The organism is Mycobacterium sp. P4_H6 (genome assembly GCF_056400845.1).
In genome coordinates, this window is the sequence record NZ_JBFUKN010000072.1 from 15,485 (window position 1) to 32,284 (window position 16,800).

Genomic DNA, 16,800 nt, shown 5'->3' on the forward strand with positions numbered 1-16,800 from the left:
GACGCCGCCGTCGGATGACAGCCACGAAAGCCGCGTCGCACCCCGGCGCCGCCGACTAGCGTGGACGCTGCAGGGTGGCCGCTGGTGGAGCGCCGTGCAGGAGGAGAGTTCGCGCGATGAGCAAGGTGCCGTTGGATGCGGCGGGGCTGCCCCAGAAACTGAACGGCGTCGACACATTGCTGCACCGTGGCGAGGCCAATCCCCGTACCCGGTCGGGCATCATGGGCGTCGAACTGCTTGACACCACCCCCGATTGGGAGCGGTTCCGCGCGGTGTTCGAGCAGGCGTCGCGCAAGGTGCTGCGGTTGCGCCAGAAGGTCGTCATGCCGACGCTGCCGACGGCCTCCCCGCGCTGGGTGGTCGACCCGGACTTCAATCTCGATTTCCATGTGCGCCGGGCCCGGGTCCCCGAGCCGRGCACGCTGCGTGAGGTGCTCGATCTCGCCGAGATCGCGCTGCAGTCCCCGATGGACATCACTCGGCCGCTGTGGAGTGCCACCCTGGTCGAAGGTCTGGCCGACGGCCGGGCCGCCACCATCCTGCACCTGAGCCACGCCGTCGCGGACGGGGTCGGCACGGTCGAGATGTTCGCCCACCTCTACAACCTGGAACGCGATGTCGAGATCGGTGAGCTTGCGCCGCTGCCGATTCCGCAGGATCTGTCGGCCAATGACCTGATGAGAATGGGCATCAACCGGCTGCCCATGAAGATCACCAACAGCATGCTCGGCCTGCTCGGCGGCGCTGTGCACGCGGTCACCAACGTGGTGCGCGATCCCGCCGCCGCGGTCAGCGGCGTCGTGGAATACGCGCTGTCGACCACCAGGGTGTCCCGGCCGGTCGCCGACCATTCACCGCTACTGCGCCGGCGCAGCCTGACCACGCGTAGCGAGGCCATCGACATCGTGTTCTCTGACCTGCACAAAGCCGCCAAGGCCGCGGGCGGATCCATCAACGACGTCTACCTGGCCGGGTTGTGCGGTGCGCTGCGGTTCTACCACGAAGCCCTCGGCATGCCGATCGACACCTTGCCGATGGCGGTGCCGGTGAACCTGCGCTCCGATGACGACCCGGCCGGCGGAAACCGGTTCGCCGGTATCAATCTCGCCGCACCGATCGGCATCGCCGATCCGGAGCGCCGGATCAAGGCGATCCGCTCGCAGATGACCAGCAAGCGAGAGGAACGCGCCATCGACATGGTCGGAACGATCGCTCCGATCGCCAGTTTCCTGCCCGACGCCGTGCTCGAATCGGCGGCCAGTTCGGTGGTCAACTCCGATGTGCAGGCCAGCAATGTGCCGGTCTACCCCGGCGACACGTTCATCGCCGGGGCAAAAGTGCTGCGGCACTACGGTCTCGGACCGCTGCCGGGAGTTGCGATGATGACCGTGCTGGTATCGCGCGGCGGTTACGTCACCGTCACGACGCGCTATGACCGGGCCGCGTTCGTCGACGACGCACTGTGGGCCCGGTGCCTGCTGCGGGGCTTCGACGAGATTCTGGCACTCGGCGGGGACGGCCGCACCGTACCGGCCTCCTTTGCGGCCCCCGAAACCCGCTCATCGAACGGAAGTGCTGCGCAATGAGTTCGGCGGACGGACAATCGGGCGGCTCGAAGATCATGCGGCTGCCGGGCACGGTGGCCGAGATCGAAGCGAGCCCCGAGGGGCCCCAGGTGGGCGCCTTCTTCGACCTGGACGGCACCTTGGTCGCCGGTTTCACCGGCGTGCTGATGACACGGGATCAGTTGCGGCGCGGCCAGATGAGCGTCGGCGAGTTCATCGGCATGGTGCAGGCCGGTATCAACCATCAACTGGGCCGGTCGGAGTTCGAGGACCTCATCGGCAAGGGCGCCCGCATGCTGCGCGGAAACTCGATCAGCGATCTCGACGAACTCGGTGAGCGGCTGTTCGTCCAGCATGTCCGCGACCGCATCTACCCGGAGATGCGGGCCATGGTCCGTGCGCACATGGCCCGCGGCCACACCGTCGTGTTGAGTTCCTCGGCGCTCACCGTGCAAGTGGAGCCCGTGGCCCGGTTCCTGGGCATCGACAACGTGCTGAGCAACAAGTTCAAGGTCGACGAGGATGGCCTGATCACCGGGGCGGTCGAGGAGCCGATCATCTGGGGTCCGGGCAAAGCCCATGCCGTGCAGAAGTTCTCGGCGGCCCACGGTATCGACCTGACCAAGAGCTACTTCTACGCCGACGGCGACGAGGATGTCGCGTTGATGTATCTGGTCGGCAACCCACGCCCGACCAACCCGGCCGGCAAGCTGGCATCGGTGGCGGCCAAACGCGGCTGGCCCATCCTCAAGTTCAGCAGCCGCAGCGGCAGCAGCCCGGTATCCCAGCTGCGCACCCTGGCCGGTCTGGCGACCCTCCCGACGGTCGCGGCCGGCGCCATCGGTCTGGGCCTGCTCACCCGCAACAAACGGGTCGGCGTCAACTTCTTCACCTCCAACTGGAGCAGATTGCTGATGCTGACCACCGGCATCGAGCTCAACGTCCTCGGTGAGGAGAATCTGACCGCGCAACGCCCGGCGGTCTTCATCTTCAACCACCGCAACCAGGTCGATCCGTTCATCGCGGGTCGGTTGGTCGGTGTCGATTTCACCAGCGTCGGAAAGAAGGAACTGGAGAAAAACCCGATCATGGGTCCGATCGGGAAGGTGATGGACGCGGCGTTCATCGACCGCGACGACACCCAGTCCGCCGTGGAAGGGCTGCGCAAGGTGGAAGACCTTGCCCGCAAGGGCCTTTCCATCATGATCGCCCCGGAGGGCACCCGTCTGGATACCACCGAGGTCGGGCCGTTCAAGAAGGGCCCGTTCCGCATCGCGATGGCCGCGGGCATCCCCATCGTGCCGATCGTGATCCGCAACGCCGAGGTCGTCGCCGCCCGTGACTCCAGCACCTTCAATGCGGGCAAGGTCGATGTCGCGGTGTTCCCACCGATCCCGATCGCGGGCTGGTCCCACGACAACCTGGCGGACCGCATCGCCGAGGTGCGCCGGCTCTATCTGGACACCCTGCTGGACTGGCCGCGCGACACGCTGCCCGACGCCGCTGTCTACCAACGCATCCGGGGAGAGCAGGCGTGAAGCAGGTTTCCGAGGACTTCGCCAGCTTCAGCCCGACCGGCGACACCTTGGTGCTGGCCGCGGTGGCCTCACCGGCCGAACAGGAACTGCTCGACGACTGGCTGCGCCAGCAGCGCCGTGAACATCCCGAGGCCCGGCTGGAGGTGTTGTTGCTGCCGGCCAGTTCCGACGATCCGCCCGCCACCGTGATGGCCCGGCTGGTGGAACTGCTCTCGGCCGACCCGGATCGTTCGGTGGTGCCGGTGCGGGTCTTCTGGGTGCCCGGCGGTCTGCCCACCCGGTCCAAGGTGGTCTCGCTGATCTCGGGTCGCGACACCTACCGGCCACCGGAGCTGTTGCAGCGGCGCATCCTGCGCAAGGATCCCGCGCGCGCCCGGGTGGTGGCCGGTGAACCGGCCAAGGTCTCCGAGCTGCGCCAGCAGTGGAACGACACCACGGTCGCCGAAAACCCCAGGGAGTTCGCCCGTTTCGTGATCCGTCGCGCGATCCTGGCGATCGAGCGGGTGGAACTGCGGCTGCTGGGCCCGGAGTACAAGTCGCCGCGTCTGGTCAAACCCGAGATGCTGGCCTCGGCGCGGTTCCGGGAGGGGCTGGAAAAGATCCCGGGCGCCACGGTCGAAAAGGCCGGCGAGATGCTCGACGAGCTGTCCACCGGGTGGAGCCGCTTTTCCGTCGACCTCATCCCGACACTGGGCCGCGCCATCTTCAGTCGCGGCTTCGATCCCAAGATCGACTACGACAGCACCGAGGTCGAGTCGATGCGGCACAGTCTCGAGACCCACCCGGCGGTGCTGCTGTTCTCGCACCGGTCCTACCTCGACGGCGTCATCGTCCCGGTCGCCATGCAGGAGAACAGGCTTCCGCCGGTGCACACCTTCGCCGGGATCAACCTGTCCTTCGGCTTCATGGGCCCGATCTTCCGGCATTCCGGCGTGATCTTCCTGCGCCGCAAGCTCGACGACCCGCTGTACAAGTACGTGCTGCGTCAGTACGTCGGGTACATCGTGGAGAAGCGCTTCAACCTGAACTGGTCCATCGAGGGCACCCGGTCACGCACCGGAAAGATGCTGCCGCCCAAGCTCGGACTGCTGTCCTATGTCGCCGACGCCTATCTCGACGGGCGCAGCGAGGACATCCTGTTGCAGCCGGTGTCGATCAGCTTCGACCAGTTGCACGAGACCGCCGAGTACGCCGAGTACGCCCGGGGAGGGGAGAAAACCCCGGAGAGCGTGAGCTGGCTCTACAACTTCATCAAGGCGCAGGGCGAGCGCAACTACGGAAAGATCTACGTCCGTTTCCCCGAAGCGGTGTCCATGCGCCAGTATCTCGGCGAACCCAACGGGCCGATCGCCCAGGACGAGGACACCAAACGGTTGGCCATGCAGAAGATGGCCTTCGAAGTGGCCTGGCGCATCGTGCGGGTCACCCCGGTCAATGCGACGGGATTGGTCTCGGCGCTGCTGCTGACCGCGCGTGGGGTGGCGCTCACCGTGGGACAGTTGCACCACACGTTCCGGGATGCGCTGGATTACCTTGAGCGCAAAGAGATCCCGATGACCAACAGCGTGTTGCGGCTGCGCACCCCGGAGGGGGTGCGGGCGGCCGTGGACGCGTTGTCGGGTGGTCACCCGGTGACCCGGGTGGACGGCGGCCGCGAACCTGTCTGGCGGATCGCCCCGGACGACGAGCACGAGGCCGCGTTCTACCGGAACTCGATCATCTACGCGTTTCTGGAGACTTCACTCATCGAGCTGGCGCTCGCCCATGCCGCGCGCGCCGAGTCCGACTGGCTCGAGGTGTTCTGGGCGCAGGTGATCCGGCTGCGTGATCTGCTCAAGTTCGAGTTCTACTTCGCGGACTCGGCGACGTTCCGGGCGAACATCACCACCGAGATGGGCTGGGTGCCGGACTGGGAGGAGAAGATCGCCTCGGGCCCCGAAGGGATCACCGCCGTCCTGCGGACCAAGCAGCCGCTGCTCGGGGCGGCGATGCTGAGGCCGTTCTTCGAGGCCTATGAGATCGTCGCCGACGTCCTGCGCGACGCCGCCGCCGAGATCGCGGAGGCGGACCTGACCAGGCTCGCCATGGGTGTCGGGCGCCAGCACGTGGCTCAGGGCAGGGTGCGCAGCGCTGAGTCGGTGTCGGCGCTGCTGTTCGCCACCGCACGTCAGGTGGTGGCCGACCAGGGTCTGCTGCGGCGTGCCGAGGATCTCTCCGAGCGGAGGACGGCGTTCCTGCACGAGATGCGCGACATCCTGGCCGACATGGACACCGTGGAGGTCGCCTCCCGTGATCAGTTCAACGCACGTGAGCGGGCCTCACGCCGGTCCGCGGGTCGCTGAGGGCCCCACCTACCCTTGACGACATGACGATCGTCGCGCCGAGCGTGCGCAACAGCGCCGTGTGGCCGATTCTCTGGGGCGTCGCGCTGCTGGCCGGCGCGGTGGCCGCCGGCATCGGCGGGCTGTCCATCGTGGATGCGCTGGCCGCGACGGGGCTGCCCGATCCGGGCCCGGCGACCACCTACGGGCTGCCCTTCGTGCGCGCGGTGGGCGAGATCTCGGCGGCTATCGCCGTCGGCTCGTTCCTGATGGCCGCGTTCCTGGTGCCACCACAGCGCAGCGGGGTGCTCGACGTCGGCGGCTACCGGGCGTTGCGCACCGGCACCGTCGCTGCCGGGGTGTGGACCGTGTGCGCGGTGCTGCTGGTGCCGCTGACCGTCTCCGATATCACCGGCGCACCGTTGACCAGCAGGCTCAGCCCCATCGACATCTGGACGGTTGCCAGCCTGGTGGAGACCGCGGGCACCTGGCGCTGGACGGCCTTGCTGGCCGGGATCGTGACGCTGGTCAGCATCCCGGTGCTGCGCTGGACCTGGACGCCGGTGCTGCTGGCCGGATCGCTGATCACGCTGCTGCCATTGGCGCTCAGCGGGCATTCGTCCTCGGGCGGCGCCCACGATGTGGCGACCAACAGCCTGCTCATCCACCTGATCGCCGGGGTGGTGTGGGCCGGCGGCCTGATGGCGCTGTGGGCGCTCGCGGTGCGCGGCGGCGAGCATCTCGACGTGGCGGCGCGGCGCTTCTCGGCGATCGCACTGTGGTGCTTCGCCGCGATGGCGCTGTCGGGCATCATCAATGCGCTGGTGCGGGTGCGTCCCGGCGAACTGTTCAGCACCACCTACGGCTGGCTGCTGCTCGGCAAGGCCACCGCGCTGCTGGTGCTCGGTGCCATCGGGCTGTTGCAGCGCCGCCGCAGCGTCAGCGCGCTGGCCGATGATCCCGCCGCCCGTCGCCCGCTCATCCAGCTGGCGCTCGTCGAATCGATGGTGTTCGGGGTGACCTTCGGTCTCGCCGTCGCACTCGGGCGGACCCCGCCGCCGCCGCTGGCCACGCTGCCCTCGATCACCGAGGTGGAGATCGGCTACGACCTGGCCGGCCCGCCCACGCTGGCCCGGGTGCTGTTCGACTGGCGATTCGACCTCATCTTCGGCACCGCCGCCATCCTGCTGGCAGYGGTCTACATCGCCGGTGTGGTGCGGCTACGGCGCCGCGGCGATGCCTGGCCGGTCGGCCGGATCGTGGCCTGGCTGTGTGGCTGCGCGGCGTTGCTGTTCGCCACGTCGTCGGGGGTCGGGCGCTACATGCCCGCAATGTTCAGCATGCACATGACGGCGCACATGGTGTTGTCGATGCTCGTGCCGGTCCTGCTGGTACTGGGCGCGCCGGTGACCTTGGCGCTGCGCGCCCTGCCCGCCGCCGGCAAGGACCGCCCGCCGGGTATGCGGGAATGGCTGCTGGCCGCGCTGCACAGCCGGGTGTCGAAGTTCTTCACCAATCCGTTGGTGGCGACCGCGATCTTCGTGGCCGGCTTCTACGGGCTGTACTTCGGCGGCATCTTCGATGCGGCGGCCGACAGCCACGGTGCGCACCTGGCGATGAATGCGCACTTCCTGCTCAGCGGATATCTCTTCTACTGGGTGGTCATCGGTGTGGACCCGACGCCGCGGCCCATCCCGCATCTGGCCAAGCTCGCGATGGTGTTCGGCTCGTTGCCGCTGCACGCCTTCTTCGGTGTGGTGCTGATGGGCACCCAGAGCGTGCTCGCCGGCGATTTCTACCGGTCCCTCGGACTGCCGTGGCACACCGATCTGCTTGCCGATCAGCGTCTCGGTGGTGGGATCGCCTGGTCGACGGGTGAGGTGCCCCTGGTGCTGGTGATGCTTGCGCTGCTCATCCAGTGGCGGCGCAGCGACAACCGCACCGCCGTCCGGCTGGACCGGGCCGCCGACCGCGACGAGGACGCCGAACTGGCCGCCTACAACAACATGCTGGCGAAGCTGTCCAAGCTCGACGACCGCTGATCAACTGCCGTAGTTCACCGTGACGGTGCCGTCCCGGTTCACCCCGGCGCCGGGTGCCGGGACCTGCTGTACCACCCGCGCACGCCGGTCGCTGCCGGCGTCCATATCGGGCCCCTTCAGGAACTGGCCAGTGAAACCGAGCGCATTGAGTTGGGCCAGCGCGTCGCCGTAGAGCAACCCCCGCAGGTCGGGCATCAAGAACTGGTTGGCGCGGGACACCTTCAGGGTGATCGGGGCATCCGAGGCCACCGACGCCCCGGCCGGCGGGTCGGTGGCCGTCACCTGCCCGGGCGGCAGCGTGCCGTCGACGTCGGCCTGCAGGATGGTGGTGAAACCGGCGGTGTCGAGATTGAGCTTGGCCTGCTCCGCCGTCTGCCCGACCACATCGGGCACGGTCCGGGCCGACGGTCCCGAACCGACGAAGATGACGATCTCATTGCTGGTGGCCGAATCCTGCTGCGCCGCCGGATCGGTCCCGATGACCCGGTCGAGTTCCTCGCTCGTGGAGGCCTGCGGCATCCGGCGCACATTCTCGAAGCCGGCGTCCGCGAGGGTTCTCACCGCCTCGTCGTAGGACAGCCGGGAGACATCCGGGATACGGCGCTGTTCGGGCCCGGTCGACACGTTGACGGTGATATCGCCGCCGGACGAGACGGTTTCACCGGCCCCCGGGTCGGTGCCGATCACAAGCCCCGCCTGGACGGACCCGTCGGGCTCGGTATCCACCACCGGGCTCAGACCGCTGTCCTGGAGTTGGCTCACCGCCTCCTGCTGGGTCAACCCCTGCACATCGGGCACCCGGACCCGGTTCATGGCGCCCACTATGTAGACGCCGGCGATCACCAGCAGGGTGACGGCCACCAGCGCACCGGCGATCACCCAGCGCCGCGAACCCCGGCGCTGCTCCTGCACGGGGAACTGCAGGGTGCTCGGGCCCCGGGTCGCGGGAATGTCGTCGGTGTCATCGGCCTGCTGCGCCGGCGCCTCAGGGGCGTTGCCGCTGCCGACCCGTCGCAGATCGGCGTGCATCTCCGCCGCGCTCTGGTAGCGGTTCTCGGGTTTCTTGGCCAGCGCCTTGAGCACCACCGCGTCGAGGTCCGGCGAGATGCCGCCATGGCGCTGTGACGGCGGGACCGGCCGCTCCCGGACATGCTGATACGCCACCGACAGCGGGGTGTCGCCGGTGAAAAGCGCCTGCCCGGTCAGCATCTCGTAGAGCACGCAGCCCAGCGAGTAGACATCGGTGCGGGCGTCGACCTGCTGGCCACGAGCCTGCTCGGGGGAGAAGTACTGCGCGGTGCCGACCACCGCCGAGGTCGCGGTGAGCCGGTCCCCGGTGGTGGCGTTCATCGCGCGGGCGATCCCGAAATCCATCACCTTCACCGCGCCGGTGGGGGTGATCATGATGTTGGCCGGCTTGATGTCGCGGTGCACGATGCCGCGGCTGTGGCTGAACTCCAGCGCCGTGCACACATCGGCGATGATGGAGATCGCGCGCCTCGGGGGCAGCGCTCCGTGACGCTGGATCAGCTTTCCGACGGTGTGGCCGTCGACGTACTCCATCACCAGGAACGGCAGGTTGCCGTTCGGGGTCTGCGCCTCGCCGGTGTCGTACACCGCCACGATCGACGGGTGGTTCAGCGATGCGGTGTGCTTGGCCTCCCGGCGGAACCGCTGATAGAAGTTCGGGTCACGGGCCAGGTCGGCGCGCAGGATCTTGATCGCGACATCGCGGTGCAGCCGGACGTCGCGTGCCTTGTGCACCTCCGACATGCCGCCGAAACCCAGGATTTCGCCCAGCTCATAGCGGTCGGTCAGCTGCTGCGGCACGGTCATGGCGCGCTGCCGATCTCGTCGAAGCTGTTACATCCCACGCGTTGATCTTCTCTCAGTGCGACGCGGCGGGTTGCGAGACCCCGGTATGCGTCGGTTGTCCACAATGCCGGATTCGTACACAGGTGCCGTTCCGGTCGGGGTAGGCGTGGCGGGCATGTCGGTGACCGGCGGGTCAATGGGTGCACGAGCCGGCGACAGCGCCGGCGTCCAGAAATGAGTGAAAGGCACCTGCCATGTTCGAAACACCGTTTTCCGTCGTCGGAAACGTGGTCACCGATCCCATCTTGCGCCGCGTCGGCGAACAGGACTTCCTCAAGTTCCGGGTGGCCAGCAACTCGCGCCGGCGCACCGCCGAGGGCGAATGGGAACCCGGCAATGCGCTCTACCTCACCGTCAACTGCTGGGGAAAGGTCGCCGACGGGGTGGCCGGGGTGCTCTACAAGGGTGATCCGGTGGTCGTCGTAGGCCAGATCTACACCAGCGAATACGACGACAAAGAGGGCAACCATCGGTCCACCGTCGAGGTGCGCGCGATATCGGTCGGGCCGGATCTGAGCCGCTGCCGGGCCAAGCTCGACCGGGTCCGGCCGGCCCCCGATCCGGTGCCGGCAGCCGGACCCGACGGTGGTGAGGGCGCCGAACACACCGGCGAGCCGGAGGAGCTCCCGATCTCGGCGTAACCGGGCGGCCCGGTCGTGCCTAGGATGGTGCCGCGAGACTTTGGCGGACGAAAGGCAAGACGACGGCATGGCCGAATTCATCTACACGATGCGGAAGGTGCGCAAGGCGCACGGCGACAAGGTCATTCTTGACGACGTTTTCCTGAACTTCCTTCCGGGAGCCAAGATCGGCGTCGTCGGTCCCAACGGGGCCGGTAAGTCGAGCGTCCTGAAGATCATGGCCGGCATCGACCAACCCAACAACGGCGACGCCTTCCTCCAACCGGGCGCGACGGTCGGCATCCTCATGCAGGAGCCCGAGCTCGACGAGACCAAGACCGTCCGCGAGAACGTGGAGGACGGCGTCGCCATCAAGGGCAAGCTCAACCGGTACAACGAGGTTGCCGAGCTGATGGCCACCGACTACACCGACGCCCTCATGGAAGAGATGGGCCAGCTGCAGGAGGAGCTCGACGCCGCCGACGCCTGGGATATCGATTCTCAGCTGGAGCAGGCGATGGACGCGCTGCGCTGCCCGCCGCCCGACGAGCCGGTCACCCACCTGTCCGGTGGCGAGAAGCGTCGCGTGGCGCTGTGCAAGCTGCTGCTGTCCAAGCCGGACCTGCTGCTGCTCGACGAGCCCACCAACCACCTCGACGCAGAGAGCGTGCTGTGGCTGGAGCATCACCTCGCCGACTACAAGGGCGCGATCCTGGCGGTCACCCACGATCGCTACTTCCTGGACAACGTCGCCGAGTGGATCCTGGAGCTCGACCGCGGCCGCGCATACCCCTATGAGGGCAACTACTCCACCTACCTGGAGAAGAAGGCCGAGCGCCTGGAGGTCCAGGGCAAGAAGGACCAGAAGCTGCAGAAGCGGCTGAAGGACGAACTGGCCTGGGTGCGTTCCGGCGCCAAGGCCCGGCAGGCCAAGAGCAAGGCCCGTCTGGACCGCTACGACGAGATGGTGGCCGAGGCCGAGAAGACCCGCAAGCTCGACTTCGAGGAGATCCAGATCCCGGCACCGCCGCGGCTGGGCAACCTGGTGGTCGAGGTGAGCCACCTCGACAAGGGCTTCGACGGCCGCATCCTCATCAAGGACCTGTCCTTCACGTTGCCGCGTAACGGCATCGTCGGTGTGATCGGCCCCAACGGTGTCGGTAAGACGACGCTGTTCAAGACCATCGTCGGCCTTGAGGAGGCCGACAGCGGTGAGGTCAAGGTCGGTGAGACCGTCAAGCTGAGCTACGTCGACCAGAGCCGCGCGGGCATCGACCCGAAGAAGAACGTCTGGCAGGTGGTCTCGGACGGGCTGGACTACATCGAGGTCGGTCAGAACGAGATCCCGTCCCGCGCCTACGTGTCGGCCTTCGGTTTCAAGGGCCCCGATCAGCAGAAGCCCGCGGGCGTGCTGTCCGGTGGTGAACGCAACCGGTTGAACCTGGCGCTGACCCTCAAAGAGGGCGGCAACCTGATCCTGCTCGACGAGCCGACCAACGACCTCGACGTCGAGACGCTGTCCTCGCTGGAGAACGCGCTGGAGCAGTTCCCCGGTTGTGCCGTGGTGATCTCCCACGATCGCTGGTTCCTGGACCGCACCTGCACGCACATCCTGGCGTGGGAGGGCGATGACGACAACGAGGCCAAATGGTTCTGGTTCGAGGGCAACTTCGGTGCCTACGAAGAGAACAAGGTCCAGCGCCTGGGCGCCGATGCGGCACGCCMGCACCGGGTAACCCACCGCAAGTTGACGCGCGACTGAACCTGCGGGAGTGCCCGCGAACCGGGCCTTGGCATCACTAAGGTTGCACGTGTGTGCCGTTGCGGCGGCAGGTCTCAGCGCAGAGGCAAGAGGTGAGGAGCCTTGGGCATGACGGTGAATCCCGGAACCACTGAACAGGTGCAGCTGAGTCAGGACGCACTTTCGCGACTGACTAGCGCCTACGTCGAGACCCACCACGGTCCGCACGGTGACGCGCCCGCGGCCGACACCGCGGTCACCGCACCGATCGAACGTGGCGCCCCGACGAAGGTGACACCGCAGCTGCTCGCGGCGCACACCAAGATGGGCCACCGCCGCACACCGGGGGAGACCCTGGTGGCGGTGTACCCGGCCGACGACCCGGGTGGCTTCGGCCCGGCGATCCAGGTCGTCACCGACTACAGCGCCATGCTGATGGATTCGGTGACGGTGCTGCTGCATCGTCTCGGTGTCGCCTACGTATGGGTGATGAACCCGGTGCTGCGGGCCCGCCGGGGCTCCGACGGTGAGCTGCTGGCGCTGGCGCCGGCCTCGGATCCGGATGCCCCCGACGGAGCCGACGAGATGTGGATCCACGTCGGGCTGTCGCCGACCGCAGATCCCGCGGCGGTGGACGAGGTGGCGGGCCTGCTGCCGTCGGTACTCGCCGACGCCCGGCAGGTCGCTGCCGATTCGGCGGCGCTCAACGCGACGCTGATCGGGCTGGCCAACGCCCTGGATTCCGATCACGCCGGGCACTTTCCGGGCCCGGACCGCCGTGATGTCGCCGCCCTGCTGCACTGGCTCGGTGACGGTCACTTCGTGCTCCTCGGTTACCAGCGGTGCGCGGTGCACAACGGTCAGGCCACCGTCGACCCGGCCAGCCGGCTGGGCATCCTCAAGTTGCGCACCGATGTGCTGCCGCAGCTGACCGAGGCCGACGATCTGCTGGTCCTGGCGCAGGCCACCATGCCCAGCTTCCTGCGCTACGGCGCCTACCCCTACATCGTGGTGGTCCGGGAGAACCCGGCCGGGCCCGCCTCCAACCAGGCCGTCGAGCACCGCTTCGTCGGGTTGTTCACGGTGGCCGCGATGAACGCCAACGTGCTGGAGATCCCGCTGATCTCACGGCGCGTGGACGAGGCGCTGGCGCAGTCACACTCCGACCCCAGCCATCCCGGTCAGCTGATGCTCGACGTCATCCAGACCATCCCGCGATCCGAGCTGTTCGCGCTGCACACCCCCGATCTGCTGGAGATGGCACGGGCGGTCGTCGATCTCGGATCGCTGCGGCGGGCGCTGCTGTTCCTGCGCGCCGACCAGCTGGGCCACTTCGTCTCGGCGCTGGTGTACCTGCCGCGCGACCGGTACACCACCGCGGTGCGGTTGGCGATCCAGGACATCCTGGTCCGCGAGCTCGGCGGCGTCAGTATCGAGTACGCCGCCAGGGTCAGTGAATCACCTTGGGCAGTCGTGCATTTCACCGTGAAGATGCCCGACGGCAGCCAGCGGGCAGATATCGACACCTCTGCGGACAACGAGATCCGGATCCAGCATCTGCTCACCGAGGCCGCCCGCACCTGGGCGGACCGCCTGATCGGGTCGGTCAAGACCGAATCGATCAGCCTGGCCGACGCCGAGTACTACGCCGGGGCGTTCCCGGAGATCTACAAGCAGGCCTTCACCCCGCAGGCTGCCATCGAAGACATCGCGATCATCGAAGAGCTGCAGGACAATTCGGTCAAACTGGTGTTCCGTGACGGCGGCGCGGAGCGGGTGGATCTGCTCACCTGGTACCTGGGTGGCCGGTCGGCCTCGCTGTCCGAACTGCTGCCGATGTTGCAGTGCATGGGCGTGGTGGTGCTCGAGGAGCGGCCGTTCACCGTCACCCGACCCGACGGCCTGGTGGTCTGGATCTACCAGTTCGTGGTGTCCCCGCATCAGTCCATCCCGACGACCCCCGAGTCCGAGATCGAGGATGTTGCCAAGCGGTTCGCCGACACGGTGACCGCCATCTGGCACGGCCGGGCCGAGATCGACCACTTCAACGAACTGGTATTGCGGGCCGGTCTGACCTGGCAGCAGGTCACCATCCTGCGCGGCTACGCGAAGTACCTGCGCCAGGCGGGATTCCCGTACAGCCAGTCCCATGTCGAGGGTGTGCTCAACGGCAACCCGCACACCGCGCGGTCGTTGGTGGAGCTGTTCGAGGCTCTGTTCACCCCGGAAGCCGATGTCGAGGCCGGTGGCTGCAAACTGGACGCCCAGACCGCGGCGGCCGCCGTCGCCGCCGACATCGACGCCCTGGTCAGTCTGGACACCGATCGCGTGCTGCGGGCTTTCGCCGGCCTGATCCAGGCGACCCTGCGCACCAACTACTTCGTCGACAGCCCGGACTCGGCACGCGCCCAAAATGTGCTGTCCTACAAGCTCAATCCGGGGCTCATCGACGAACTACCGTTGCCCAAGCCGCGCTTCGAGATCTTCGTCTACTCACCCCGCGTGGAGGGCGTGCACCTGCGGTTCGGGTTCGTCGCCCGCGGCGGGTTGCGCTGGTCGGACCGCCGCGAGGACTTCCGCACCGAGGTCCTCGGTCTGGTCAAGGCGCAGGCGGTGAAGAACGCCGTCATCGTCCCGGTGGGCGCCAAGGGCGGCTTCGTCGTCAAATCGCCGCCGCTGCCCACCGGCGACGCCGCGGTGGATCGCGACGCCACCCGCGCCGAGGGCGTGGCCTGCTACCGGCTGTTCATCTCGGGACTGCTCGACCTGACCGACAACGTCGACAAGTCCAGCGGAGCCGTGATCACCCCGGCCGGTGTGGTGCGCCGCGACGGGGATGACGCCTACCTCGTGGTCGCCGCCGACAAGGGCACGGCCACCTTCTCCGATATCGCCAATGATGTTGCGCATTCCTACGGTTTCTGGCTCGGGGATGCCTTCGCCTCCGGCGGATCGGTGGGCTATGACCACAAGGCGATGGGCATCACCGCCAAGGGCGCCTGGGAATCGGTCAAGCGGCACTTCCGCGAGATCGGCGTCGACACCCAGTCCCAGGACTTCACCGTCGCCGGTGTCGGCGACATGAGCGGTGACGTATTCGGCAACGGCATGCTGCTGTCCCCGCACATCCGGCTGATCGCGACCTTCGATCACCGCGACATCTTCCTGGACCCCAACCCGGACGCCGCCGCCTCCTTCGCGGAACGCGAGCGCATGTTCGCCCTGCCACGATCCAGCTGGGCGGATTACGACCGCACGCTGATCAGCGAGGGCGGCGGGGTGTTCAGCCGGCAACAGAAGTCCATCCCGATCAGCCCGCAGGTGCGTGAGGCCCTGGGCCTGCCCGACGGTGTCGAGGAGATGACGCCGCCGGCGCTGATGAAGGCGGTGCTGCTGGCGCCGGTGGACCTGTTCTGGAACGGCGGCATCGGCACCTACGTCAAGGCCGAGACCGAATCCGATGTCGACGTCGGCGACCGTGCCAACGATGCCATCCGCGTCAACGGAAACCAGTTGCGGGTCAAGGTCTTCGGTGAGGGTGGCAACCTCGGCGTCACCCAGCGCGGACGCATCGAGTTCGACCTCGCCGGCGGTCGGATCAACACCGACGCGCTGGACAACTCCGCGGGTGTGGACTGCTCGGACCACGAGGTCAACATCAAGATCCTGATCGACTCGCTGGTGACCGCGGGCAAGGTGAGCGCCGATGAGCGCACCCCGCTGCTCATGTCGATGACCGACGAGGTGGGCCTGCTGGTGCTGGCCGACAACATCGATCAGAACGATCTGATGGGCACCAGCCGCGCGAACGCGGCCAGCCTGCTGCAGGTGCACGCCCGGCAGATCAAGGAGTTCGTCACCGACCGGGGGCTCAACCGCGAGCTGGAGGCGCTGCCGTCGGAGAAGGAGATCAGGCGCCGCCACGAGCTCGGGATCGGTTTGACCTCACCGGAACTGGCGACCTTGATGGCCCATGTCAAGCTCGCGCTCAAGGACGAGCTGCTGCGCACCGACCTGCCCGACCAGGAAGTGTTCGCCTCGCGCCTGCCGCAGTACTTCCCGGTGGAACTGCGTGACCGGTTCACCAGCGAAATCCGTTCCCATCAGCTGCGTCGCGAGATCGTCACCACAATGCTGGTCAACGATTTGGTGGACACCAGCGGAATCACCTACGCCTACCGGATGACCGAGGACACCGGCGTGGGTCCGGTCGACGCGGTGCGCAGCTATGTCGCCACCGATGCGATCTTCGGCATCAGCGAGATCTGGCAGGGCATCAAAGCCGCCGGTGCCGAAGGGATTCCGTGTGCGGTGACCGACCGCATGACGCTGGACCTGCGCCGGGTCATCGACCGGGCCGGGCGCTGGCTGATCAACTACCGGCCGCAGCCGCTGGCGGTCGGCGCCGAGATCAACCGGTTCGCCGAGAAGGTGGCGCTGCTGTCACCGCAGATGTCGAAATGGCTGCGCGGTGACGACAAGGCGATCGTGGCCAAGGAGTCCGGCGAGTTCGAAGCGCAGGGTGTATCCAAGGAACTGGCCTACACCGTCGCCACCGGCCTGTACCGCTACAGCCTGCTCGACGTCATCGACATCGCCGATATCGCCGACCGCGATGCCGCCGAGGTGGCCGACGCCTACTTCGCGCTGATGGACCATCTCGGCATCGACGGCCTGCTCACCGCGATCTCGCAGCTGGAGCGCGATGATCGGTGGCATTCGTTGGCGCGCTTGGCGATCCGCGATGACATCTATGGTTCGCTGCGGGCGCTGTGCTTCGATGTGCTGGCCGTCGGCGAGCCTGACGAGACGGGTGAGCAGAAGATCGAGGAGTGGGAGCTGACCAATAGTTCCCGCGTCGATCGGGCGCAACGCACCCTCGACGAGATCCACCGAGACGGTCAGCTCGATCTGGCGACGCTGTCGGTGGCGGCCCGCCAGATCCGCAGCATGACGCGAACGACAGGAACAGGAACAAGTGGCTGAGCGTTTCACCACACCGGTGCCGGTGCGCTGGTCGGATATCGACATGTACCAGCACGTCAACCACGCCACCATGGTCACGATCCTCGAAGAGGCCCGGGTGCCTTTTCTGCAC

General features: G+C 67.4%; 9 protein-coding genes. 8 read left to right on the forward strand and 1 reads right to left on the reverse strand.

What is annotated here, in order from left to right:
• The first annotated feature begins 116 nt into the window (after positions 1-116).
• Genes AC1DTF_RS24130 through AC1DTF_RS24145 form a run of 4 tightly spaced genes read left to right on the forward strand, consistent with a single transcriptional unit; the run spans position 117 to position 7,466 of the window.
• A complete protein-coding gene (locus AC1DTF_RS24130; RefSeq protein WP_477475908.1) occupies positions 117-1,586 on the forward strand; it encodes a wax ester/triacylglycerol synthase family O-acyltransferase in 1,470 nt (489 codons plus the stop codon).
• Positions 1,583-3,103, forward strand: coding sequence for an HAD-IB family hydrolase (locus AC1DTF_RS24135; RefSeq protein ID WP_477475909.1), 1,521 nt, complete (start codon positions 1,583-1,585; stop codon positions 3,101-3,103). The genes AC1DTF_RS24130 and AC1DTF_RS24135 overlap by 4 nt, the downstream gene beginning before the upstream one ends.
• Positions 3,100-5,445, forward strand: coding sequence for a glycerol-3-phosphate 1-O-acyltransferase (locus AC1DTF_RS24140; protein WP_477475910.1), 2,346 nt, complete (start codon positions 3,100-3,102; stop codon positions 5,443-5,445). Before AC1DTF_RS24135 ends, AC1DTF_RS24140 begins: the two co-directional genes overlap by 4 nt.
• A 23-nt stretch (positions 5,446-5,468) precedes the next feature.
• The gene (locus AC1DTF_RS24145; RefSeq protein ID WP_477475911.1) at positions 5,469-7,466 is read left to right on the forward strand and encodes a bifunctional copper resistance protein CopD/cytochrome c oxidase assembly protein; all 1,998 of its coding nucleotides are present in this window, start codon (positions 5,469-5,471) and stop codon (positions 7,464-7,466) included.
• Here AC1DTF_RS24145 and pknB read toward each other — a convergent pair whose 3' ends face one another.
• A complete protein-coding gene (gene pknB / locus AC1DTF_RS24150; RefSeq protein ID WP_477475912.1) occupies positions 7,467-9,302 on the reverse strand; it encodes a Stk1 family PASTA domain-containing Ser/Thr kinase in 1,836 nt (611 codons plus the stop codon).
• A 233-nt stretch (positions 9,303-9,535) separates the two neighbouring features.
• Here pknB and ssb point away from each other — a divergent pair, with 233 nt between their 5' ends.
• From ssb to AC1DTF_RS24170, 4 genes are all read left to right on the forward strand, one after another.
• Positions 9,536-9,982 (forward strand): single-stranded DNA-binding protein, encoded by a 447-nt coding sequence (ssb, locus tag AC1DTF_RS24155; protein ID WP_477475913.1) that lies wholly within the window; start codon positions 9,536-9,538, stop codon positions 9,980-9,982.
• A 67-nt stretch (positions 9,983-10,049) separates the two neighbouring features.
• Entirely contained in the window at positions 10,050-11,723 is a 1,674-nt protein-coding gene (gene ettA / locus AC1DTF_RS24160) for an energy-dependent translational throttle protein EttA (RefSeq protein ID WP_477475914.1), read from the forward strand.
• Between the two features lie 108 nt (positions 11,724-11,831).
• On the forward strand, positions 11,832-16,688 hold the full coding sequence (locus AC1DTF_RS24165; RefSeq protein WP_477475915.1) for an NAD-glutamate dehydrogenase: 4,857 nt from the start codon (positions 11,832-11,834) through the stop codon (positions 16,686-16,688).
• Positions 16,681-16,800: acyl-CoA thioesterase (locus tag AC1DTF_RS24170; RefSeq protein ID WP_477475916.1), on the forward strand; the 120-nt coding region annotated here is incomplete at its 3' end. The genes AC1DTF_RS24165 and AC1DTF_RS24170, both read left to right, overlap by 8 nt.